The sequence below is a fragment of the Bacillus sp. LH1 genome (genome assembly GCF_057924895.1).
In genome coordinates this window covers 1,098,590-1,121,897 of sequence record NZ_CM175007.1, presented here as the reverse complement: position 1 = coordinate 1,121,897, position 23,308 = coordinate 1,098,590, and the positions used below count along the sequence as shown (strand labels likewise).

The window sequence follows — 23,308 nt, the reverse complement described above, 5'->3', positions numbered from 1 at the left end:
TTTAGCATATTATCATAAACAAACTCATTATTAGACAAAAGTCCCCCAACCATCTGTATATCCACCAAACGCATCACTTAGGGTACTCAATTCCTTTTGCATCTCTACAATATCCTCATAAATTAAGAACATTTCTTTAGAACAAGTACATGTCCAATCTTCAAATTCTTCATTATAATCTAATTCACACTTTAAGCCCAGCTCTTGTAGTCTGCCAATTATTTTTTCTCCATTACCTTGATCAGGAATTACAATAAAAAAATCTACTATATGTTTTTTATTAAAATCTATCCCTTGCTTGTATAACATATTTAATACTTGTCCATCTTCATCTTTTGGGAATTTCATTTTTTTCCCCTTTCATTATACCTTGTTAAAAGATAACTTTTTATGTGAATAATGTTTCTTATCTGTAAAGCTCACATATTCTATTCCTTCACAAAAATTTAAATCTCCATCGACAACAGTACTACCTACAAAAGAAAAACAATTTAGTTCTTTCAAATTATTTATAATATCTATCAACTCTAAATATCGAATACCGCAAAAACTTCTATACCTTTATAAAGATTAACTTCCAATTGTAAAGATTGTAAGTTTCTAATTTTTTCATTTTCAAATCTAATACGTAGCTAAAATCAGCTATCGATAAATCTTTAAGTTTTTTTGATCGACTTCTAGAAAAGGGCACAGAATATAGATTAAGAATGCTCTTTTTTTATTTCTAGGAACCAATTTTTATACACATCTTTTTCTTCTACTCCTACAATTCTTGAAACTTCTTTCCCTTCTCTAAAATGAATAATTGCAGGTACTCCTTCAAGATTAAATTCATCCCAAGCTTCTATATACTTCCCAGCGTTTAGCACATTCAAAGCGATGGCACCTTCTTTTGCTAACGGCACAACGGTAGGTGTTAGTCTTTTACAATATTGACAATCATCTTTATAAAAATAAACTACTCGTTCTTCTTCCCTCTTTAAATCCTCCTTTAATTGTTCAAAAGAAATTTGTTCATTATAATAGCCTCTGCTTTTTTCACCATCTTTTGACAGGTAATGCAATATACCTACACAGAGGACAAAAAAAGAACATATTACTATCAATTTTTTCATCAAGCACCTCCACTAATTTTAATAACTATAATCAATTAAAAGGAGAGAACATTAATCCTCTCCTTTTAATAACACAGCCACTTTATACATATTAACTTATTACATAATTTTCAATTTAATTATATTACTGCATCATTTTTTGAATCTCTTTAACTCTATCAATTTCTTGTTTCATATCTAATTGTTTCTCCTATTAAATGCTTTTTTCTTTTTAGCTATAGCAGAAAGTCTACCGCCTTGCTTTCTAGAACACTTCAAACATTGCGGGTACAATCTTTGTTTTACTCTTTTTTTCGCAAGAGAGTTGGCAGGTAAATGATCCGGAATCCAATTCCCACTTTTTGTACCTGGTCTTTTTACTCCACAACTATGACAACCATTTTTATTACCTAACTCATTAATTACCTTTCGAGTATTAGCTGAAAAATTACGTGACTTCCCTTTAAATGCTGGAATCGAACCTTTTGCGTATTTACCAGGTCGAATCAGATAGTTCGCACCTTTCAGTGCTCTTTTCGCAGCGCCAATTCGTCCTCCACCTACAAAACCTTTAGCGCTTGCTATTCCAATCCGTTTCCAATTAGCGCCTGATTTATACGCTCCATATCCATCGTAAATCGCAAAACCAGCATTAATTAATAGCGTTGGTGAGTGACCATCCGAATCCGTCATCATCATCGGATTATTATCCGCATACGTATAACCATTTTGTGTGACTGGATCATCTTCATCACCTGGATCTGGATCTATCGATAAGAACACACCATGCTCCGGATTATAGTAACGCGCAATCAGATAATACATACCAATTTCTTTATCATACATGTATCCCGCATATCCAAATGGATTTTCTGCTGCGATACCTTTTACTTCACTCTTTAATACGTTCCCCCACGAATCATATTCATACGTTGCGACAACTTCTCTATTTTGATCTGTCATCGCAACTACGTCACCACGAGGATTATAGTGATAGTATAATGTTTGCCCTTGCGATTTCATAGCCATGCGTAAACCATTTACGGAATACACATATTGGCGAAGTACCTTTCCACTACCGTCCGTCTCATACAATGGGTTAATACTATCTCCATCATAGAAGTAGCGTGTTACTTGACCATTGACATTCTTTTCAATACGACGATTATCCTCATCATACTTATACGTTACGAATGCATTGCTCTCACCTTGTTTTGTGATAGCTACAATCTGATTATCTTCGTTCCATGTATACTTGTACTTTCCATCAGATGTACGATTTCCATTTACATCATACGTTAACGATTCGTTTCCGAATTTTACAAGCTGATTTCCTTCATTAAATGTTGCCGCTATAGATTTTGTTTCTTTTCCATTCTCTACAACTTTCACACTTGTGCGGTTTCCAAATCCATCGTATGTGTAAGATTTACTTGTTCCGTTTGGTAATGCTTCATTTAATAATTGGTTAATCGGGTCGTATACAAAGTTTGTTTCTGTTACTTTTCCGCCCGCACCTTCATACTTAATCTTCGTTCGGTTACCTGCTTGGTCATATTCATATCGCTCCGAAAGTAGAATACTATTTGATGTGCCTACTACTAAATCTTTAATTTTATTCGCATGGTCATAGTTAAAAGTAGAACCTGAACCATTACCAGCTGTGTACGTACGAACATTTCCTTGATCATCATAATCAAATCGATACGTTTGAGACCCATCTGTCACACGAATATTTTGATCTAACGTGTTGTAGTCATACGATACTTTATTTGTGTATCCACCTTGCGTAATCGTTTGTTCTTTTAACTTTTCTGTCTTACTATTTGCTTTGTCATGATATGTCCAGTCAACTTTTCCGCCTCGGCTATCTGTTGCGCTTATAACGCGGTCAGCCTTGTCGTATGTTTTCGTGCGTTCTACGCCGTTGACAAGATCTTTCACTTTCGTAACTTGTCCATTTTGATCACGTTCGAATGTAAATGAATCTTTTCCATTTCGCTTTTCACCAATGACGCGATCTGCAGTATCATAAACAGATTCTAAAATAGAGCCATTTGGCATTTTTGTTTTAATATTATTTGCATTTTCATCATACGTATTTTCAATACGACGGTTTAACGCATCGATATACACTGTATTTTTATTATCTACATCATATTCATATTTGTGTGTTTGCGTTTTCCCGCCAAACATGACAGATTTCTCTGTTGTATTTTCATTATGATCATAACGATAATTTACAGAGGTACCATTTTTTAATGTAACCTTTGTTAATAGATTATCTTTGTTGTAATCATATAATTTTGTATTTCCTTTTTCATCGGTTTCACTCTTTTTATTTCCTGATGCATCGTATGTGAATGTATTTTTCTGTCCTTCTTCATCATACATAGCAACAACATTTCCATCGTTGTCGTACTCATTTTTTATAAGAGCATTTCCTTCTAATAGGCGTATATCATCAAACCAAACTTTTCCTTTATTCTCTCTTCTAAAGAGCAGATAAACTTCCATACGTTTAATTGGTTTAGTGGCAGGGATTACAACCGCACTACGATTCCAATCATTTGTCCCACTTGGGAATTTCGCTTGGAAATTTTCCCCACTACCATCTTGATAATGTACATCTGCCCAAATAGAGTAATCTCGAGAGAGTTTATCTGGTGCAGTATTTTCTACATTTACTGATTTAGACATTCCTGTTAGCGTAATTGGTTCTGCTTTTTTCTGATTTATAGTGATATGCTTGCCATATCCTACATCTGAACCACCATATTGGCTACGCTCTAATACAATAGATGAATGTCCCGTAAAGCTCTCTTGCTGAGAAACATCTTTCGAATCACAGCTTGTTCCATCTCCTCTAATCCAACCTGGCATACAGCCATTTCCCGCCATATTTTCTAAACTACTATTTTCAATTGGGTTAAAGCTAGAAGAAACTTCACCTTTTTCTAGTTGAATCTTATCAAACCATGCGGAACCACTTGAATCTGCTCGATTATAATCAACTTGTAGATATATTCTAACTTTTTTTGTTTGATCTGTTGTCTTAAAGGTTACTTGGCGATTCGTCCAATCTTTCTCGCCCTCTATCCTATTATGACGTGTATCAAACCAGTTATTCCCACTTCCAAGAGGGGTTCCATCTTCTTTTAATAACTGAACATTAAAAAATGCACCAGCGTGAGTTAATGATGTTTTCATCATCCCACTTAATGTGTATGTTGTATTTGGTTCTACTACCACATCTTGAATCGCACTATGGTATCCCCAACCAGCGTTTTGCGCCTTTACTATCATTTGTAAAGATGAAGATCCACCCAATCCACCTGGCGCGAATATTGCATCTTTTTTCAATGATCCATGACTATTAGTCTTCTCTTCATTCCATCTCTCAGTGTTATTCATTTCAAAGCTTGGATTTTGAATCAGGTTTTCTCCTGTTCCCAGCTCTCTAGTTGTTGCAATTGGATTTCCAAACTGATCATACTGCATGAAAGATGATGTATTTGCTGCTTGGTCAGTTTCAGACACTTCTGTATTTGCTGCTTTATAAGCAACTGTTGTTTCACGATTTTCATTATCTGTCGCTTTTATAAGCCCGTTGTCTTTATTGTACTCAAACTTTTCTGTTCCCATTTCATCAGTAACAGAAGTTACATTCCCATTACCATCATAGGTCGCTGTTTCTGTTTGATTTTTCGGGGTAGTTGTTTTTACTAGGTTATTTGCATTATATTCATATGTTGTTGTTAAATTTAGACGCCCAGAATCTTCAACTGTTTTGACTGGGTTTCCAGCATCGTTATACGTATAAACAGTTTTACGCCCTTTAGGATTCGTTAACGTAACTTCTTTCGCATCTGTATTATATGCTAATGTCGTAGCTTTTCCTAATGGATCCGTTACTTTTACTAATCTATTATTCTCGTATGCATATGATGTTTTATATGGTTTGGTATCTGTATGTTGCGGATCATAAATAGATGTTAGTAATCCATTATCATATCCGTATTTATATACTTTTCCTTCTGGTGTTGTAGAAGAAACGAGTAAATCTCCATCATATTTAAATGTAATCGTCTTGCTATCTGGACCGATTACTTTTGCTGCTTTTTTATTATTTCCATCATATTGTACAACTAACTCTTTACCAGAAGCGTTCTTTATTTTTGATAAACGGAATTCATCATCATATTCATAAGTTGTCGTATTTCCGTATTTATCTTTTACATACCCGATTCCTCTTAAATCTGTATGATGATAGAAAGTAACTGTTTGATCTTTATCTTTTACTTCATAACCACCTGATACTTTCTTAATTTCTAAATATACACCAGTTGGTGCTTGGTACGTATTTTCACCAGTTTTAGTAAAGGTAATATCTGCACCATTTGCAGTATGTAGCAGTAAGTTCCCCTCTGCATCTGGCCAAATTTTTTCTTCTAAACTACTGTACCACCCTTTACCAAACAAACCTATATGCCCTAATTGACTATTATAAGTTCTGACTAAGGATGCATCTGGGCCACGACCAGATAAAGTCATATCCGTTTCTTTCATTAAGAAGTTCCCATTAAATGCATTTACTTGTCCGTTTAAAACTGGAATAGATGCCCAGTAATCAAACATTCCCATAAATCCAAAGTCTTGGGAGAATTTAGGTACAAATTCATGCGAAATTTCACTTTCAGCATGTCCGGCTTTACTATACGCTGTTACACGGAACCAATAATTTTTAAAGCCAGCATAAATTCCGCCAGAATTTTTATACACAGGTGATGGATCAACTGCTAATTCTGCACCTTTTTTATCATGATGAAGTAAATATTGGCCTTTTGCAATTTCATCTTTCGTTGGCCAAATTTTCTCATTTTGCGTTGTCCAATTTGTTTTATTTCCTACATCGAACGCTTCGTAATCTTTTCCGTTATAAATCCAAACTTTATAGCCTGCAGCCGCTGGAACTGCATCCCACTTTAATGTGACATATCCTGTTTCTTTATCTGTCGCATTAATGTAGGCCGATCCATCTGGCTTTTTCACTTGTTCTAATGGAATAAATGGAACTATTTCATCTGAAAGTGGACTATCCCCAAACGGATACTCTGCTACAATACGAATCCAGTAGCTACTTCTTCCGCTATAATCCCCGTATGGACCTCCTGACTCGTAAGCATTTTTATATATTTGTCCTGGGTTAGTAGGCGCTTCTGCACCTTTCCCGTCATCATGTATCCAGTAACGCCCTTGTGCAATTTCTTCTGGCGTCGGGAATATCTTTTTATCTTTCGTCGTCCAGCTTGTCACATTCCCAACAGGAATATATTCATAGTCATATCCATTAAAAATGGCAACTTTATAACCTGTTGCTCCTGGAACTGCGTCCCATTGTACATTGAAGTGACCAGAACCACTCCCACTGCCATTTGAGTAAGCTTGTACTCTTGGCTTATTTGGTTTTGCGTAGGAATATTTCACTTCCAAGAATGGTGCATTCGTTCCATTTTCAGCTGCAATGAATTTCTTCCAATGGTTTTGACCATTACCATTTGCATGTAGCTTAAAGCCATTGTTTGTTCTCGCGCCTTCTACCCATGCTTTCACTGTATTCGTTACATTGAACTGGGCCCATTTTCCGCGGCCCACATCAGCGTGTGCAATGTTGTTAGAACCTGGTTTGTTATTCCAGTTTACACTTCCAACATTCCATCCACTTGTTACTTCATCTAACCAAACACCATTTGGTTGATTCGCATAATAATGCCAAACTGCATAGGCATGGAATGTTGCACTTTCAATCTTTGCACCCTTTAAGTTTGAAACATCTGGTTTAATAAATGAAAAATTAGTTCCAGATGCTCCATCATAATATCCAACTTTTAACGTATAAGCATTTTGACCTGAATCCCAAAGTTTTCCCCCTGAATAATTGACAGTTGGATACGCACTTGAAGCGTAAGCATTTTCAAAATTATCCAATTCAATTGAAGGATCTACATATACCGGATATTTTCGCTCTGGTGCTTGTAACCACTGCGGATCTGCAGTAACAGTTAATGTATATGTTTTCTCATCTTTCTTCTCAATATTGTAGCGAACTGCATCTGACGTTACAGCCTCACCTGATTGCTGGTCCACATTGGAATCATCCATATATGGTTTCGGCAATGTGAATACTTTTTCTTTTTTCTCATCTTGGAAGTCGATTGAACCATCTTCCTGTAAGCTAGGTGTTAAATCTGTTTCTAATGCAAATGTAAAAATGTGGTGTCCTGTATACTCACGTAATACAAAATCTTCTTTTACATTTTCATTGAATGTCGTACTCTTTAAATCAATATTTGGGAAGACCCCTTTATACCATACTGTATTATTTTCATGTGTTGCAGTGACTGGTGATGGCTTCATTTCACCTTTTTCACCATTTGCACTTATTAGTTTATACTGAATCGTATGATCTTTTACTTTAAATTGAACGTACTTTCCATCTTGTGTCGCTTTCTCAAACTCTGATTCTAATGTTGTATTTTCCGTTACAATTTTTTCATTTGGTGCTTCTACTAATTTTGGTGAAACCTCTTCTAGCTTTCCATCTTTCTCTGCATGAATCGGTTCCGTATATACCCTCTTTGTAAAAGTACCATCATTGTTATCAAAAACCTTTTCGGTTTCCGTTCTTTCTTCTACAATCTCAGTCGGACTCGCCTGTGCTTTAGCCTTATCCTTCTTTAATTGATCTGGATGTGGAGCTGGTAATTCCTGCTCCTCTTTCTTTTCCACTTCTGGACTTTGTTCTGAATTTGGAGATGGTGTAAACGGCGGTGCCGTTTCTGCCAACCCATTCAGTGGTATAGAAGTAACAATTAATGCAACTACGATAAGTTGTATTAAATACTGATACCACTTCCTTTGTTTCTTACCTTCCATAAACTCACCTCACTGAAATATTTTTAACATATATAATGTTACATATCACAATTTATATAAACCAAAGAGTAAAGTAAATACAGTTTTAAAGTTTTGAAGATTTTGTGCACAAAATACGACAATTTAATAACAATTTTTAAAATTTCATTTCAGATAATTAATTCTGTTATATAATTTAAGATTACAATAATTACATCTATTATTATTTACTAACGACAGAATATGAACATGATTCAACTAAACTTTTACATTCACTTTTGTTCTAGCATTCCAATGAAGCTAATACATTGAGTTTCATTGGAATAGCGTAAATGTGGGTCTTCTAATTGTAATAACTGTGTTTAAGAAAGTAAGAAGAATCTCTTCATTACTACTCGTACCAAATAGTTGTGTGAACACGCTCCGCTATTATATATGCAAACTTCCGACTACATTTCATATGAGAAAAGTTATTACGATAAACAAAGAAAAGGTCTCCTAAAATATCTTTTAGGAGACCTTTTCTTATTAATAGATTTTGTAATTTAAGAGTGAACACTCTTAAATTACAAAATCCTCCGGAATAAACACTTTCACTTCTTTCGGCTGTACGTATACGAAATCACCCGCTTGAATGTTCAGCTGCTTGAACTGTTCTTTCGTAATTTCTGCTTCTAAATATTCATCTGTTCCGTCTCGTTTTAATTCTACATATACGATATTTCCGACTGCGTGAGAATAAGATACTTTTGCCGGGATTGCATCTATGCTTTGTTTCGTACGAGAGATTGATAAGTCATGCGGCCTTACGTAGGCTATTCCGTCTACGTTGGAAACGTGCTTATGCTCTGGTGCTTCTAGTTCGACCGATCCTACATTTAGCTTTCCTTTATGAACGCGGCCGTGAAATAAATTTACATTTCCTAAAAAGTCATATACAAACGGACTTGCTGGGTTTTCATATACTTCTTCCGGTGTTCCCATTTGTTCAATGCAGCCTTCATTCATTACAACGATGCGGTCTGCAACGTCTAACGCCTCTTCTTGATCATGTGTTACGAATACGCTCGTAATTTGAAATTCGTCATGTAATTTTCGGAGCCATCTGCGTAATTCTTTTCTCACCTTCGCATCGAGTGCACCGAACGGTTCATCGAGTAATAAAATTTTCGGTTCGACTGCAAGTGCCCGGGCTAGTGCAATACGTTGACGTTGTCCACCAGATAATTGCGCTGGATAACGTTTAGCAAAGCCATCCATTTTTACGAGCTTTAATAATTCTGTTACCTTTTCTTCTATCGCTTCTGCTGACGGTCTTAAGCTTTTCTTTCTTACTTTTAAACCGAAAGCGACATTCTCAAATACATTCATATGTTTAAAGAGCGCATAGTGCTGAAAGACGAAACCGACTTGCCTGTTTTTCACGTGAATGTCTGTTAAATCTTCTCCATCAAATGAAATAGAGCCTCCATCCGCTTCTTCTAATCCTGCAATAATGCGTAATAACGTCGTTTTCCCAGAACCTGATGGGCCTAATAAGGCAACAAGTTCGCCTTTTGGAATATCCAAATGAATGTCTGCTAGTGCTTGAAATGTACCATATTGCTTTGATACACCTTGAATTTGAATACTCACCGTAATCCCCCTCTTATTGTCGTTTTTCCATTCGCCATTCAATCCAGTTTTTTATAACGAGTGTAAACACTGCAATTAATGACATTAACGTCGCTACTGCAAATGCTGCTGAAAATTGATATTCATTGTACAAAATTTCAATATGGAGCGGCATCGTGTTCGTAATGCCACGCACGTGACCTGATACGACAGAAACGGCTCCAAACTCACCGATAGCACGGGCATTACATAGAATCATGCCGTATAAAAGACCCCATTTTATATTTGGAAGCGTAACGCGCCAAAACATTTTCCAGCCACTTGCGCCAAGTGATAAAGCTGCCTCTTCTTCACTTTTCCCTTGCGCCTGCATAATCGGAATTAATTCACGTGCAACGAACGGGAAGGTTACAAAGATTGTTGCGATAATAATGCCTGGTACAGAGAAAATGAGTTTCACTCCATGTTCAAGTAGCCATTCGCCAAGAGCACCCCTCGGTGTGAAAAGTAAAACGAATACTAATCCTGCGATAACTGGTGACACAGCAAACGGCAGTTCAATAAGAGAGAGTAATACTTGTTTTCCTTTAAACTGAAACTTTGTAATAAGCCATGCCGCTGCGATTCCGAATACCGTATTCAGCGGTACAACGATTAACGCAACGAGAAGCGTTAACCTAATTGCTGAAAATGCTTCTTGATCAGTGATAGCGGCAAAGTATACATCCATCCCTCTTTCAAAGGCTTTTAGAAAAATAGTTATGAGTGGCAGTAATAGAAAGAGAGATAAAAATAAAACTGTAATCGTAATTAATATGCCTGGTACAAGCTTAGATTCTTTTTTAGCTGATACGCTTTTTACTATTTTCTTTTCTAATACTGTTGGTTCCATTTTCTCTCCCCCTATTCACTTTTTAGTTCATGCCTTCTACTCCAGCTTTGAATCATATTAATAAGAAGAAGGAAAAGGAGAGAAATAATAAGCATCACGGTCGCTACAGCTGTTGCCCCCGCGTAATCATATTGTTCTAGTTTCGTCATAATCATCAGTGGTGCAATTTCTGTTTTCATCGGCATATTACCTGCGATGAAAACGACAGATCCGTATTCTCCTAATGCTCTTGCAAATGCGAGTGAAAAACCGGCAAGAAGAGCGGGAAAGATCTCTGGTAAAATGATTTTCACAAATATTTGCAAGCGGGATGCACCTAAACTCGAAGCCGCCTCTTCTACTTCTTTATCAATATTTTGCAGCACTGGTTGCACCATTCGAACGACAAATGGTAAACCGATAAAAGTAAGCGCAACGATAATTCCGAGTGGTGTAAAAGCTACTTTTATATGAAACAGACTAAATATTTTCCCAATCCATCCATTTTCCGCATAAAGCGTTGTAAGTGTAATACCAGCTACAGCTGTCGGAAGTGCAAACGGTAAATCAATAAGTCCATCTAATAGTCGTTTCCCTGGAAATTTGTAGCGTACGAGCACCCAAGCTATTAATAAACCGAAAATGGCATTTACAATAGCAGCTGCAAATGAAGTTGTAAAACTAACTTGATAGGAATGCAACACACGCTCGTTCGTTATAACCCCAGCGAACTTCTTCCAACCTAACTGTGAAGTTTGAATAAATACGATAGAAAGTGGTATAAGTACGAATAAGCTCATGTACAACATTGTAAATCCAAGCGATAATCCAAACCCTGGTAAAATACGTTTCTTCCTCATCCTCTTTCACCTCATCCCCCTTTAGCAGTACGCATTATTTTTGATAAATTTTATCGAACACGCCGCCGTCATTAAAGTGTTTCTCTTGTGCTTTTTTCCAGCCACCAAATAGTTCATCTACCGTAAATAATTGAACTTTCGGAAATTGGGATGTATATTTTTCTGCTACTTTTTCATTACGCGGACGATAAAAGTTTTTTGCCGCAATTTCCTGTCCTTTTTCTGAGTACAAATATTCAAGATACCCTTCTGCTACTTTTTTCGTTCCTTTTTTATCAACGACTTTATCTACAACCGCTACTGGTGGTTCTGCAAGTACACTAATAGAAGGAGTTACAATTTCAAATTTATCTTTTCCAAGCTCTTTTTGGGATAATAGCGCTTCATTTTCCCATGCGATTAATACGTCACCAATTCCTTTTTCAACAAATGTTGTCGTTGCTCCGCGCGCTCCTGAATCTAATACTTCTACGTTTTTATAAATTTGGCTAACAAACTCTTTCGCCTTATCTTCACTATTATTATATTTTTTCAGTGCGTATCCCCACGCCGCTAAATAGTTCCAACGTGCCCCGCCTGATGTTTTTGGGTTTGGTGTAATGACAGACACACCTTTTTTCGTTAAATCATCCCAGTCTTTAATACCTTTCGGGTTTCCTTTTCGAACAAGAAATACAATCGTTGACGTGTATGGAGTGGAATTATTCGCAAGTCGCTTCTGCCAATCTTCTGCTAATTGTTTTTTCTTACTAATCGCATCAATATCATAAGCAAGTGCTAGTGTAACAACGTCTGCTTCTAAGCCATCAATAACAGAGCGCGCTTGACTTCCAGATCCCCCGTGTGATTGTTTTACATTTACTGTTTGCCCATGCTTCTCTTTCCAATACTTCGCAAAATCTTTATTGAAATCTTGATATAACTCCCTCGTTGGATCATAAGAAACATTTAAAAGCTCAACTGTTTTTTTATCTCCACTTCCTTCAGAATTACTAGTGGATGTTGCCGAACCACACCCTGATAAAAGTACAACTGCTGATAATAAAACACCTGTACTTTTCATAAACGCTGTCTTACCCCACTTTTTCATCGTTAAGCCCCCTTAGTTTATACAATAGAAAAAGGCACACAATATATTCACAAATGTGAACATTGTGCGCCTTCAGTTTATCTGATTAGCTTCTAATGTATTGTATTCGATTTCTTTTCATTTTAATTCTGTAATTCATATGTGTCAACTTGGAATTTGAATTTTCTTGCTAAACTAAAATATTGGCATACTTCGAGCCCAATGATTTTTCAAATCAGCAAATTCTTTTGGTAACTTACTATTTTCATTCCATTCTAATTTATATGTATTTACTAACACCGTAGCCATTGATTCACAGTCCACTACTCCATTTTGATTAAAATTACCGTTCTTATCATTTTCAGAGTTCATCCATAATTTCACAAATAAGATATTGCACTCGCCGTAAGCGTTAATCCCTTCTGTTCTATGTATATCTCCTCCTTGTTGGTCATATGAAGCTTTAAATATATGGCACCACAGCTTAATCAATGCACAAAAAAATGAGGCAACCACCTTCAAAGATGGTTGCCTCATTTTTACACTTGCATCGCTTTCTCTCTCAATGCTCTTCTTAACAACTTACCCGTCGTATTCTTCGGTAATTCTATTAAAAACTCAATGCTTTTCGGCACTTTATATTTCGCTAAATGTAACGTACAGTAATGCATTAGTTCTTCTTCTGTTACGTTCGTTTGTTTCAGAACGACGTAAGCTCGCACTGCTTCTCCTAAGTTTTCATCAGGAACACCGATTACAACAACTTCCGCTACTGATTCGTGCGTATATAATACTTCTTCTACTTCACGAGGGTATACGTTATAACCGCCAACTAAGACGATATCTTTTTTACGATCCACGATATAGAAGTAACCTTCTTCATCCATTTTCGCCAAGTCACCTGTATATAGCCAGCCGTCTTTCAATGTCGCAGCTGTATCTTCTGGTGCATTATAGTATCCTTTCATAACGTTAGGTCCGCGAACGATTAATTCACCGACTGCGCCGACAGGTACTTCTTCCCCAAGTTCATTTACAATTTTATTTTCTACATGCCAAATATTTGTGCCAATCGACCCTGGTTTACGAGGACGATCTAGCGGATTGAAACAAGTAACTGGTGAGGCTTCTGATAAACCGTATCCTTCTGAAACAATAACGTTAAAACGTTTTTCAAAGTTTTGTAGAAGAGCAACAGGCATCGATGCGCCACCGGAAATACAAAGACGAAGCGTCTTCACATCTTCTGCGCTTGCTTCTTCAAATAAATATAAATAATTGTACATCGTCGGTACGCCAGCAAAGATCGTTGGTTCGTACGTACGACAAATACGGAATACTTCTTTCGGACTAAATTTCGGTAACATTAAAATCGTTGCCCCGTTCACAATCGGTGCATTTACCGCAACTGTTAAACAGAATACATGGAACATAGGCAGTGCCGCAACAACGCGGTCATCAGCCGTATATTGTAAATACGAAGCCACATCGCTCGCATTACTATATAAATTTTTATGTGTTAACATAGCGCCTTTCGGTTTTCCAGTTGTGCCCGAAGTGTATAGGATAACCGCTACATCTTCTTCATCTAGTTCAGGACCTTCGTAAGTTGTATCTCCAGTCCCCACAAAACTAGTAAACGTTTTCATTTTTTCGGTTTCTGTATGGTTAAAATCTGATGAGGTTTCGCATATGATGATGTTTTCTAATGAAGGAAGTCTTGTTGTAAGAGATTGTATAACAGGTAGAAGGACGTCGAGTACGATGATTGTTTTTACATCTCCATTTTGTAAAATATAATGCATTTCGTCTGCTGTATAAATTGGATTAACTGGAATAACAGTTGCTCCGGCTTTCATTGTTCCGTATAAACCGACCAAAAAATGTGGTGAGTTCCCAACAACTAATGCGACATTGTCCCCTTTTCCAATGCCCATTTCTGCTAAATTGCCAGAAAACCTTGTGACCATTTTGTTTAATTGGTCATATGAGACCGACTGATCCATAAATATATAAGCCGGTTTATCCCCCTTCTTTTTTGCCGTTTCAGCCAAAGATTGAACGAGATTCACAAAAACCCCACCTTTATAAAATTTAGAATATTTAAAAATTCTAAATTAATTATATTAAAAGAAAATTAAAGTGGCAAGTGATATTCTATTAACTGCATATAGACAGACCACCTACTCTTAGTTTACTTTGGAAAAATAAGGGGATTTTATTTGTAAGTAATTTATGAAACTAGACCAGAAATCATTTTAGGATAATATGCATTCATCTTTTCTCTAAGTTTATTAAGTTCCTCTTTATTTAACGTCGTATGCTCGCCGTGCAAGTTAAGAGCGTCCGCTCCATCTTCATGAAAATACACCGTAACATATAATGTCGGTAACCCTGTATTGTCTTCATCTATTGAAAAAACGACATCTGGTGTCTTATTAACAGTGCTGAATGTTTCATTTCTTTTCCACTTCTTATTTTGAAACATGTCTTGTATTTCCTGTATCTTTCGTCTGTTATCTGTATGCGTAAAATATATAACATTATCCTCAGCCGGTTTTCCGATAGACAAAATTGTACGACTTGAGGGCAATCCACTGTTACACGCTGTCATTCCGATGACGAAGCTGAGCAATAATATAACGTACATTACTCTTTTCATTTCGATTCGCCTCCTTTTCATATATATATTCCTTTATAAGAGGCAGATGTCCTGTAAGTATACATTTTGTGGTAAATGGAATTATATCGACAAAACTACAAAAAGAAAGAGGCTGCCTTTATGGCAGCCTCCCTCATTTTTAGAAGAATAAATGTAAGAAATCTTCTGTTGTAATGTTACCGAAGTAGCGTGCGATATCTACGCCTTCTAAAGCTGCAGTGAATGCATCTTTATCGAACTGAACGCCTGTTAGACGCTCTTCGATATCATGAACATCTAGTGAACCGAAGAAGTCGCCGTAAATTTTACATTCTGTTACTGTTCCTTTTTTCACTTCAAGACGAACATCAACTTGTCCAACTGGGAAGCGGTGTGAATGTTGTAAGTTGAACTTCGGTGATTTTCCGTAGTTCCAATCCCAATTTTGGTAACGTTCTTCAGAAAGTTTGTGGATCTCTTTCCAATCATTTTCTGTTAATTCATACGTTGGGATTTCTGTTTCTCCTTCGAAAATTGTTTCTAGAAGAAGTTGTCTAAACTCCTCTGTCGTCATTTCTTCGTTTAGGAACTCTGTAATGTTCGCAACGCGGCTACGGATTGACTTAATTCCTTTTGATTGAATCTTATCCATTTTTACTTTTAACGCTGATACGACGTGATCGATTTCAGAGTCAAATAGTAACGTACCGTGGCTGAACATACGACCTTTCGTTGCGAACTGTGCGTTACCTGAAATTTTTCTACCTTCAGCTAAAATGTCGTTACGACCACTTAGTTCAGCATTTACGCCTAATTTACTAAGCGCTTTCGTTACAGGCTCTGTGAATTTTTTGAAGTTGCTGAAACTGTCTCCATCATCTTTCGTAATAAAACTGAAGTTTAAGTTTCCTAAATCATGATATACTGCGCCTCCGCCTGATAGACGACGAACGACATGAATACCTTTTTCTTTTACGTAATCTGCATTAATTTCTTCTACTGTGTTTTGGTTTTTACCAATGATAATCGAAGGCTCATTAATGTAAAACAGTAAATATGTTTCGTTAATATCTAAATTCTTCAAACAATATTCTTCAATCGCTAAGTTTATTCTAGGGTCTGTAATTCCTTTATTATCAATAAATAACATCGTATCACCTCATGAGTTCCATACGTAGCCACTATGCGCTAGCGTAATGTGACCACTGAAAATTTGTTTTGCTTCTGTTACTAAATCAGATGGGTTGCCTGTATGCGGTAAGTGCGTTAATAAAAGTTCTTTTACATTCGCATCTTTTGCAATACTTGCTACTTCTGTACTATTCATATGCCCTGCTTTTGCAGCCTCTTGATGTGCATACATATTACACTCACAAATGAAAAGATCAGCATCTTTCGTGAATGGAATAAACTCAGGAATATAACTGGAATCAGCGCTGTATACTACGATATCACTACCTGCTGTAATGCGCATCGCAAAGCATGTAACAGGATGAACAGTTTTTAAGAATGAAATCGAGAACGGTCCAATTTGAAGTGTTTCTTCTGGATTGTACGCGATTCCTTTCGTATGCGGTTCATGTGTTAAAGAATGGAAACCATTCTCATCAAACGTATGACCGTATATTGGTAGTTCTGGTAGTTGCCTTGTTGTCGCGCTCGTAATTAATCTCGCATATTGCAATACCCCAATATCTGCAACATGATCGTGATGATAGTGCGATAGTACAACTGCATCTATATCAGACGGTGTTATATATTTTTGAAGCTGTGCTAGTACACCACTACCACAGTCTACAAGTAAACGAAAACCATCGTGTTCAAACAAATACCCCGACGTTGCTTCTCCCGCTTCTGGAAAGCCGCCCCAAAAGCCGACAACAGTCATTTTCATATGTATCCATCCTTTCTAAAACCGAGTAGGAATGCAGTTTTTCTCCGTACTTGAGAAAGTTTTTTACTTACATCCTACATTGTTAACTATAATCCATTTCCTAAACTTTTTCATTAATTTTCAATTTTGTTATAAAACAGTTGTTGACTTTTATTTTTTGTACTAATACAATGATAGTAAGAAATGGAAATGGAGGGATTGACATGATCGATCAACCAATGGAGTTTTTCAGAAATTTACCGACGAAAACTTGTGCGCACTGTGGGAAAGAAATTGATGAGCAACACGAAGCATACCATAACAAATGTGACGATTGCGTTCACGAAGAATAGTAGTTTGTGAACATAAAAAAACCTAGCAGACATAGTCTACTAGGCTAATAACATCTTATCCTTCATCGTTGAACCTTTCACCAAGAGCTCCAGTTCAAACTCATACAATTCTTTTTTCCGATAATTTTTCGTATGGATTTTATCCATCATCAGGTCGACAACTTTTCGGGCCATTTCATCAATTGGCTGTTCAATAGTCGTAATACCTGGTTCTGTAATCTGCGATAATATTTGATTATCAAAACCGATAACAGCGAGATCATCTGGAATGCTCCAGTTATGGCGTTTCGCCTCTGAGATAATTCCAGCTGCTACCTCATCGCCTCCTGCCAAAATCGCGGTAGGATTTTTTTTGTCCTTTAATACTTCATGGAATATTCGTTTTCCATCCTCCCAAGAGAAAGCGTTTTCAAGAAAGTCAATCGCTTCTACTTGGCGGCTCTTCTCAGTTATTGCACGTAAAAAGCCCATTTTTCGCTGCTGGCTAACGACTTTGGTTTCGTTACCACGGCAAAAAATAAGATTACGATATCCTTGATCTAACACATGCTTCGCAGCTATGTATGCTCCTTGCGCATGATCAAACTTCACTGTTGGAATATTTGCTTCCTCAATATATTCATTACACAACACGATTGGACCATGCTGTAAGTATGGCTCTACATCTTCCCACGGATTTTCTAGTGAACATAGAATAATCCCATCTACTTGCTTCGTAGATAATAATTGTAAATACTCCATCTCTTTTTCCGGTAAATATCTTGTTTGACAAATAATCAGTTTATATTTATGTTCAGAAGCAGCAATCTCGATTGCTTCGATAAATCTACTGAAGAAAGGATTTGTAATCCTTGGAACGAGCACCGCAATTGTTTCTGTTTTTTGTTTACGAAGCCTTCTCGCCGCAGAATTAGGAACGAAGCCTAAATGCTTCATTGCTAATTGAACCCTTTTTTTCTTCTCATCTGAAACATATGGATGATTATTAATCACCCTAGAAACCGTTGTCCTTGATAACCCCGCTAATTTCGCCACGTCCTCTATAGTCGACACGAAATTCTCCCCCTTTGCATGAAAACGTTTTCTTAAATTGATTATATAGTATATTATTGGAAACTGCAATATCGGTTGTTATGATTTTACTATATTAATATTATACATAGGTAAAAGTCTGTTAATGCATGGGCAATATACTGCTTTTAGAAATTTACGTTATGTACATTCCTTTTCTTAATACCATATATCCTTTATTCAATATAAAACCCCATCAATACGTCATCTCCATATGATCCATCTTCATACTTTATTTGCTTTCGTTGTCTGCCTTCTTCTACAAAGCCCATACGTTTGTACACTTTAATTGCCCGATCATTAACAGAAACTACACCTAAACAAATTTTCTCTAAACCTTTCTGCCCTTTCGCCCAACTAATAAGAAATTCAATTAATTTCGTGCCGATGCCTTGATTACAATACGCCTCTTTAATCCCCATTCCCATTGTGCCTGCGTGTTGTAACCGTTCTAGTTCATATCGGTTGAAAATTAAAAAGCCAACTACCTTCCCATCTACTTCATACACGATATAAAGATTACCTTTCTCATTACTTTTCCGTATCTTTTCTCTTTCTGCATTCATATCATTCGGTAACTTCTTTGGGGATACTATGAAAAATTTTGTAGTAGTTTCCGATAATATAATTTCTTTTCTAATATTCATAATTGCTTCTGCATCAGTCTCTTTTACTAACCGTATCATTGAATCACCTCGTACTTTTTCTTTTTAAAAATAATATTACAACTATAAAACGGCCAATATGCAATATTACATATTGAGAATCTTTTTACTCTTGATACAATATTCATATATCAAAATAAAAGGAATGTATACAATGAATCCAATCTTAACAGCTGCAAAACAACTATTACATAAAGAAGAAAAAATTTTATCTACTTTAAAATGTTCACTTACTGGCTATATGATTACGCATAAAGTCCCGTATCCTGGCATGTTACTTGCTACTAATCAAAGACTTCTCTTTTTTAGCCAATATAAAAACACATTCATTGCCGAATTTGATTATGAAAAAATTCTATCCATAGAAACGAAGAGAAGAATCTTTGACAAAAAAATAATATTTTACTATGAAGATGAACATATAACGCTTGGATACATTACAAGTTCGAATGTTGAAGCGTTCATAGACTTACTACAAAGAAACAGCAAGACTAGCACAGGCTTATAATCAGCGGGGATCCCCTCGCTGATTCATTATTTTAACTCCTCCCACTTCGTCCAAACTTCTCTCCCGTTTATACAGTACATATTATCCTCTCTATTCATAAACCCCTGTACAATAAATTCACGTCTAATTGTACAAAAATCATCATGATATTGTTTTATAAATGTATTAATTTCTTTTTCTGTATATTGATTTTCAGCATTTAACTTGCTAATTAAATGCTCTAACAATACTAGTTTTTTCTTCTTTTGACCTGGAATCGATTTTAAACGATCCTCTTTATCGAAAAAGTTACGAATGGTCGTATCCCGGAATTTCATTTCACTTTCAGTCATTTTGTTATCCTCCATCACTTTTTTTCTTTATCTTTTCACTTAAAATATCAATAAAGTAATATCCACCCATTAACACATAATAGAACGTAAGTATTCCAAATGCATCTTTCATACTTGTATATACTTCTTTATCAAACAATATAGGTGAAAGGGCATAAACAAGAAAGATTATTAGCGGATTTACGATAAAATAATAAGTAAGATTGCCTTTCATCATATCAACTCCTCTACCCTATGTTTCTCTGTAAATTGTTGTAATTCCTTTTCTTTCGTTTCTATAGCTTTTAGAAAGATTTATAGATGAACTAAGGAAAAGATGCCCTCTATTAAAATAAAAAAGCACCAAAAAGGTGCTTTTTTCTAAGCTTCAATCGATTGATTTTCCGCAATATTTCTAAATTGTCGTTTGTGCATCCAAGTTAAGGATGCAATTGTTCCAAGTGATAATACAACAATGAAAATCATGAGCACCCCTACGTTTTGCCACATGAAGTCAAAGTCTCCGCTTGATACGACTGCTTTCAGTCCTGATACAGAATATGTCATCGGTAACCAAGCATTGAATGGTTGTAAAAACTTCGGAATCAACTCTAACGGGAATGTTCCAGCACTTGTTGTAAGCTGCATAATTAATGTGATGATGGCGATAAAACGGCCTGCATCACCGAATGCTGTTACTAAACATTGAATTAATGCGATAAATGCTAAACTTGTAATGATACTAAAGAGTATGAAGTATGGAATGCTTTGTACTTCTACACCCAATCCGAACAGTAATATAACATCTGCTACTATCGCTTGAATAATACCAACTGATAGTAGTACGCCGAACTTACTAATAAACCAACTAAACCCTGATTTCGGAACGCCGACTGTATCACGTAATGGATATACGATTGATAATAGTAATGCCCCAACGAATAAACCGAGTGATAAGAAGTACGGCGTAAATCCAGTTCCGTAGTTTGGAACTTCCGCCATTTTCTCCGTCTTCACTTTTACAGGACTTGCAAACATATCATACGTTTTATCCGTCCCTTTTACTTCACCAGTTTTTTCTGCTCCTTCGCCAAGTTTCTCTGCAAGTTCACCTGAACCATCGTTTACTTTCACTAGTCCATCAGTTACTTTTCCTGATCCGTCTGCTAGTTTATTTACTCCGTCGATTAGCTGGGTTGAGCCGGTTGACATTTTATTTAGGCCACCATTTAGAGTACCTAAGCCAGTTGTTACTTGATTAGATCCATCTGCTAATTGATTTACGCCACCTGCCATTTGGTTTGCTCCTACAGATAATGTTCCTAAACCATCTGTTACTTGGCTTGAACCATCTGCTAATTGATTTACGCCACCTGCCATTTGGTTTGCTCCTGCAGATAATGTTCCTAAACCACCTGTTACTTGGCTTGAGCCATCTGCTAATTTCGTTACACCTACAGATAATGTCCCTAAACCGCCTGTTACTTGACCAGACCCATCTGCTAATTTGGATACTCCTACAGATAATGTTCCTAAACCGCCTGTTACTTGACCAGACCCATCTGCTAATTGATTTACTCCTGCAGATAATTGACCTAATCCTGCTGTCACTTTTCCAGAGCCACTTTGTAATTGCGTTACTCCATCAATTAATTGAACTGATCCATCTTTTAATTTATCGGCACCTATTTTTGCATTATCTAATCCCTCACCAAATCCATGAAACTTACTAACAAATTCATTTTGTGCGCTCGTTAGTTTCTCAATACCACCTGCTAGAGTTTTTATCCCTGCTGGATTTGGTAAGTTTTTTTGCAACCCATTTGTTGTTTGATGTATTTCGCCCTTTAATTGTTTTACTTCTTCATTTAGTTTATTTGTTCCACCTGCTACTCCGGCAGCCTTTTGCTGAACTGTCGCTGTACTTTTTACAGCACTTGTTATGAACGGTTGTAACTGCTCTTGATATTCTTTTGGTAAACTTTCAATTTGCTTTTGTAAATTCGCTACCTCTTGTGCTGCATTTTTTGCATCTCCTGCTGTTGATTGTGTAAGTTCATTTAACTGATTTACATTCGCCCCAGCTCCATCTATTTTTTCATTTACTGTATTCAATATAGAAGGAACTTTCGACTGCATTTCCTCTAAGCCTGCAGCAGACTTTTGTACGTTACTATTTAACTCTTGCAATCCCTTTTGGATCGCTTGAGAACCTTCCTCTAATTGGCTTTGCCCTTCAACGAGTTTTCCCATACCATTTGATAGGTCCGTTGTTCCTGTTTTTAATTCACCGGATTTACTTACTAATTTGTTCAAGCCACCGGTCACTTTCTCAGATCCATCACGCAACTCACCCGTTTTACTATTTAACGTATTTAAACCGTCTGTTACTTTGCCCGATCCGTCTACTAATTTCCCTATACCTGCATTGCTATTTAATGCATGTAAACCATCTGTTACTTTACCTGATCCATCTACTAGTTTCCCAATACCTGCATTGCTATTTAATGCATGTAAACCATCTGTTACTTTGCCTGACCCATCTACTAATTTCCCTATACCTATCTGCATTTCACCTGTTTTGCTATTTAGTGTATTTAAACCATTTGTTACTTTGCCTGACCCATCTACTAATTTCCCTATACCTACCTGCATTTCACCTGTTTTACTATTTAGCACATTTAAACCGTTTGTTACTTTGCCTGACCCATCTACTAATTTATTAGATCCATCCGCTAATTTCTGAACTCCATCCTTCATCTCCCCAGACTTCCCTTGAAGTGTATGAAGGCCATCCGTCACTTTACTTGAACCATCATGCAATTCACTTGATCCGTCGTGTAGTTTACTTGCCCCTTCTGATCCATCTGCTAATCCTTTTGAGACGTCTTTAATAGAATCGAACATTTTCTCTGCATATGTTTTCGTTAACGTACTTGATACTTCAGTTTTAATCTTTTCAATGGCTGTTCCTCCAATTTGTGAAGATAAGAAGTTTAAACTTTCGTTTGGAATGTACTCTAAGTTTAATGGCTTTGGATTGTCTTTTAGTAACGTTGTAGCGTTACTTGAGAAGTCATCTGGAATGCGCACTAACATGTAATACTTTCTACCTTCCATTCCTTTCTTCGCTTCTTTTTCACTTACGAACTCCCATTTAAAACTTTTATTATCTTTTAAATTATCAACGAGCCCTTTTCCGACCTCAATTGGTTTCCCATCAAATACTGCGCCTTTATCTAAATTGACTACTGCAACTGGTAAGTCATCTAACTGTTTATACGGATCCCAAAAGGCCCACAAAAACATCCCTGCATATAAAATCGGTACGAATAAGACCGCAATAATTGGAATTAATATTTTTTTACTTTTTATAATTTCCGTGAACTCTTTCCGAAGTAACTGATTCCCTTTCATAATTTCTCCCCCTTTTTATAAAATGACCAAAATGTTCATATAGTCA

General features: G+C 36.5%; 19 protein-coding genes. 2 read left to right on the top strand and 17 right to left on the bottom strand.

Annotated features, from left to right (window positions below):
- Nucleotides 1–30: 30 nt before the first annotated feature.
- The 12 genes from ACX9TM_RS05845 to ACX9TM_RS05790 all read right to left on the bottom strand — a co-directional run bounded on the left by ACX9TM_RS05845 (nucleotide 31) and on the right by ACX9TM_RS05790 (nucleotide 16,958).
- On the bottom strand, nucleotides 31–348 hold the full coding sequence (locus ACX9TM_RS05845; RefSeq protein ID WP_065382107.1) for a ribonuclease E inhibitor RraB: 318 nt from the start codon (nucleotides 346–348) through the stop codon (nucleotides 31–33).
- Between the two features lie 353 nt (nucleotides 349–701).
- Nucleotides 702–1,115: a thioredoxin family protein gene (locus ACX9TM_RS05840; RefSeq protein WP_063220295.1), complete on the bottom strand. Its 414-nt coding sequence runs from the start codon at nucleotides 1,113–1,115 to the stop codon at nucleotides 702–704.
- 177 nt (nucleotides 1,116–1,292) lie between these two features.
- Complete coding sequence (locus ACX9TM_RS05835; protein ID WP_065382106.1) at nucleotides 1,293–8,030, bottom strand: DNRLRE domain-containing protein; 6,738 nt, start codon at nucleotides 8,028–8,030, stop codon at nucleotides 1,293–1,295.
- Between the two features lie 540 nt (nucleotides 8,031–8,570).
- Nucleotides 8,571–9,644, bottom strand: coding sequence for a sulfate/molybdate ABC transporter ATP-binding protein (locus tag ACX9TM_RS05830; RefSeq protein WP_048656904.1), 1,074 nt, complete (start codon nucleotides 9,642–9,644; stop codon nucleotides 8,571–8,573).
- Nucleotides 9,645–9,657: 13 nt separating this feature from the next.
- Nucleotides 9,658–10,515 carry a sulfate ABC transporter permease subunit CysW gene (gene cysW / locus ACX9TM_RS05825; protein WP_063220297.1) on the bottom strand — a complete coding sequence of 286 codons (858 nt, stop codon included), beginning with the start codon at nucleotides 10,513–10,515 and terminating at the stop codon, nucleotides 9,658–9,660.
- Between the two features lie 11 nt (nucleotides 10,516–10,526).
- Complete coding sequence (cysT, locus tag ACX9TM_RS05820) at nucleotides 10,527–11,354, bottom strand: sulfate ABC transporter permease subunit CysT (RefSeq protein ID WP_048656902.1); 828 nt, start codon at nucleotides 11,352–11,354, stop codon at nucleotides 10,527–10,529.
- Nucleotides 11,355–11,388: 34 nt separating this feature from the next.
- Nucleotides 11,389–12,444 (bottom strand): sulfate ABC transporter substrate-binding protein, encoded by a 1,056-nt coding sequence (locus ACX9TM_RS05815; RefSeq protein ID WP_000758703.1) that lies wholly within the window; start codon nucleotides 12,442–12,444, stop codon nucleotides 11,389–11,391.
- 174 nt (nucleotides 12,445–12,618) lie between these two features.
- The gene (locus ACX9TM_RS05810) at nucleotides 12,619–12,795 is read right to left on the bottom strand and encodes a hypothetical protein (protein ID WP_048656907.1); all 177 of its coding nucleotides are present in this window, start codon (nucleotides 12,793–12,795) and stop codon (nucleotides 12,619–12,621) included.
- 167 nt (nucleotides 12,796–12,962) lie between these two features.
- Nucleotides 12,963–14,495, bottom strand: a complete 1,533-nt coding sequence (locus ACX9TM_RS05805; protein ID WP_006916060.1) for a fatty acid--CoA ligase family protein — start codon at nucleotides 14,493–14,495, stop codon at nucleotides 12,963–12,965.
- A 161-nt stretch (nucleotides 14,496–14,656) separates the two neighbouring features.
- Nucleotides 14,657–15,085, bottom strand: a complete 429-nt coding sequence (locus ACX9TM_RS05800; RefSeq protein ID WP_063220298.1) for a hypothetical protein — start codon at nucleotides 15,083–15,085, stop codon at nucleotides 14,657–14,659.
- A 139-nt stretch (nucleotides 15,086–15,224) separates the two neighbouring features.
- Nucleotides 15,225–16,214: a lipoate--protein ligase gene (gene lplA, locus ACX9TM_RS05795; protein WP_065382105.1), complete on the bottom strand. Its 990-nt coding sequence runs from the start codon at nucleotides 16,212–16,214 to the stop codon at nucleotides 15,225–15,227.
- A gap of 9 nt (nucleotides 16,215–16,223) precedes the next feature.
- Nucleotides 16,224–16,958 (bottom strand): MBL fold metallo-hydrolase, encoded by a 735-nt coding sequence (locus tag ACX9TM_RS05790; protein ID WP_000784668.1) that lies wholly within the window; start codon nucleotides 16,956–16,958, stop codon nucleotides 16,224–16,226.
- Between the two features lie 203 nt (nucleotides 16,959–17,161).
- Between ACX9TM_RS05790 and yhfH the strand changes: the two genes are divergently transcribed.
- Nucleotides 17,162–17,290, top strand: a complete 129-nt coding sequence (gene yhfH / locus ACX9TM_RS05785; RefSeq protein WP_000567010.1) for a protein YhfH — start codon at nucleotides 17,162–17,164, stop codon at nucleotides 17,288–17,290.
- 39 nt (nucleotides 17,291–17,329) lie between these two features.
- Here yhfH and ACX9TM_RS05780 read toward each other — a convergent pair whose 3' ends face one another.
- Together ACX9TM_RS05780 and ACX9TM_RS05775 are read right to left on the bottom strand one after the other, a co-directional pair.
- Nucleotides 17,330–18,343, bottom strand: coding sequence for a LacI family DNA-binding transcriptional regulator (locus ACX9TM_RS05780; RefSeq protein WP_000103715.1), 1,014 nt, complete (start codon nucleotides 18,341–18,343; stop codon nucleotides 17,330–17,332).
- A gap of 194 nt (nucleotides 18,344–18,537) precedes the next feature.
- Nucleotides 18,538–19,047 (bottom strand): GNAT family N-acetyltransferase, encoded by a 510-nt coding sequence (locus ACX9TM_RS05775; RefSeq protein ID WP_000620467.1) that lies wholly within the window; start codon nucleotides 19,045–19,047, stop codon nucleotides 18,538–18,540.
- 133 nt (nucleotides 19,048–19,180) lie between these two features.
- Here ACX9TM_RS05775 and ACX9TM_RS05770 point away from each other — a divergent pair, with 133 nt between their 5' ends.
- Nucleotides 19,181–19,534 (top strand): PH domain-containing protein, encoded by a 354-nt coding sequence (locus tag ACX9TM_RS05770; protein ID WP_001068218.1) that lies wholly within the window; start codon nucleotides 19,181–19,183, stop codon nucleotides 19,532–19,534.
- A gap of 26 nt (nucleotides 19,535–19,560) precedes the next feature.
- Here ACX9TM_RS05770 and ACX9TM_RS05765 read toward each other — a convergent pair whose 3' ends face one another.
- The 3 genes from ACX9TM_RS05765 to ACX9TM_RS05755 form a co-directional block, all read right to left on the bottom strand.
- Complete coding sequence (locus ACX9TM_RS05765) at nucleotides 19,561–19,866, bottom strand: DUF2087 domain-containing protein (RefSeq protein ID WP_000140291.1); 306 nt, start codon at nucleotides 19,864–19,866, stop codon at nucleotides 19,561–19,563.
- Between the two features lie 4 nt (nucleotides 19,867–19,870).
- Nucleotides 19,871–20,083, bottom strand: a complete 213-nt coding sequence (locus ACX9TM_RS05760) for a hypothetical protein (protein ID WP_001986098.1) — start codon at nucleotides 20,081–20,083, stop codon at nucleotides 19,871–19,873.
- 143 nt (nucleotides 20,084–20,226) lie between these two features.
- Nucleotides 20,227–23,262 carry a YhgE/Pip domain-containing protein gene (locus ACX9TM_RS05755; RefSeq protein WP_000678080.1) on the bottom strand — a complete coding sequence of 1,012 codons (3,036 nt, stop codon included), beginning with the start codon at nucleotides 23,260–23,262 and terminating at the stop codon, nucleotides 20,227–20,229.
- Between the last annotated feature and the right edge of the window lie 46 nt (nucleotides 23,263–23,308).

Excerpts from the sequence above, each read along its gene's own strand:
- ACX9TM_RS05845 (WP_065382107.1), bottom strand. The coding sequence starts at position 348 with ATGAAATTCCCAAAAGATGAAGATGGACAAGTATTAAATATGTTATAC.
- ACX9TM_RS05840 (WP_063220295.1), bottom strand. The coding sequence starts at position 1,115 with ATGAAAAAATTGATAGTAATATGTTCTTTTTTTGTCCTCTGTGTAGGT.
- ACX9TM_RS05835 (WP_065382106.1), bottom strand. The coding sequence starts at position 8,030 with ATGGAAGGTAAGAAACAAAGGAAGTGGTATCAGTATTTAATACAACTT.
- cysW (WP_063220297.1), bottom strand. The coding sequence starts at position 10,515 with ATGGAACCAACAGTATTAGAAAAGAAAATAGTAAAAAGCGTATCAGCT.
- cysT (WP_048656902.1), bottom strand. The coding sequence starts at position 11,354 with ATGAGGAAGAAACGTATTTTACCAGGGTTTGGATTATCGCTTGGATTT.
- ACX9TM_RS05815 (WP_000758703.1), bottom strand. The coding sequence starts at position 12,444 with ATGAAAAAGTGGGGTAAGACAGCGTTTATGAAAAGTACAGGTGTTTTA.
- ACX9TM_RS05810 (WP_048656907.1), bottom strand. The coding sequence starts at position 12,795 with ATGAACTCTGAAAATGATAAGAACGGTAATTTTAATCAAAATGGAGTA.
- ACX9TM_RS05800 (WP_063220298.1), bottom strand. The coding sequence starts at position 15,085 with ATGAAAAGAGTAATGTACGTTATATTATTGCTCAGCTTCGTCATCGGA.
- lplA (WP_065382105.1), bottom strand. The coding sequence starts at position 16,214 with ATGTTATTTATTGATAATAAAGGAATTACAGACCCTAGAATAAACTTA.
- ACX9TM_RS05790 (WP_000784668.1), bottom strand. The coding sequence starts at position 16,958 with ATGAAAATGACTGTTGTCGGCTTTTGGGGCGGCTTTCCAGAAGCGGGA.
- yhfH (WP_000567010.1), top strand. The coding sequence starts at position 17,162 with ATGATCGATCAACCAATGGAGTTTTTCAGAAATTTACCGACGAAAACT.
- ACX9TM_RS05775 (WP_000620467.1), bottom strand. The coding sequence starts at position 19,047 with ATGATACGGTTAGTAAAAGAGACTGATGCAGAAGCAATTATGAATATT.
- ACX9TM_RS05770 (WP_001068218.1), top strand. The coding sequence starts at position 19,181 with ATGAATCCAATCTTAACAGCTGCAAAACAACTATTACATAAAGAAGAA.
- ACX9TM_RS05765 (WP_000140291.1), bottom strand. The coding sequence starts at position 19,866 with ATGACTGAAAGTGAAATGAAATTCCGGGATACGACCATTCGTAACTTT.
- ACX9TM_RS05760 (WP_001986098.1), bottom strand. The coding sequence starts at position 20,083 with ATGATGAAAGGCAATCTTACTTATTATTTTATCGTAAATCCGCTAATA.
- ACX9TM_RS05755 (WP_000678080.1), bottom strand. The coding sequence starts at position 23,262 with ATGAAAGGGAATCAGTTACTTCGGAAAGAGTTCACGGAAATTATAAAA.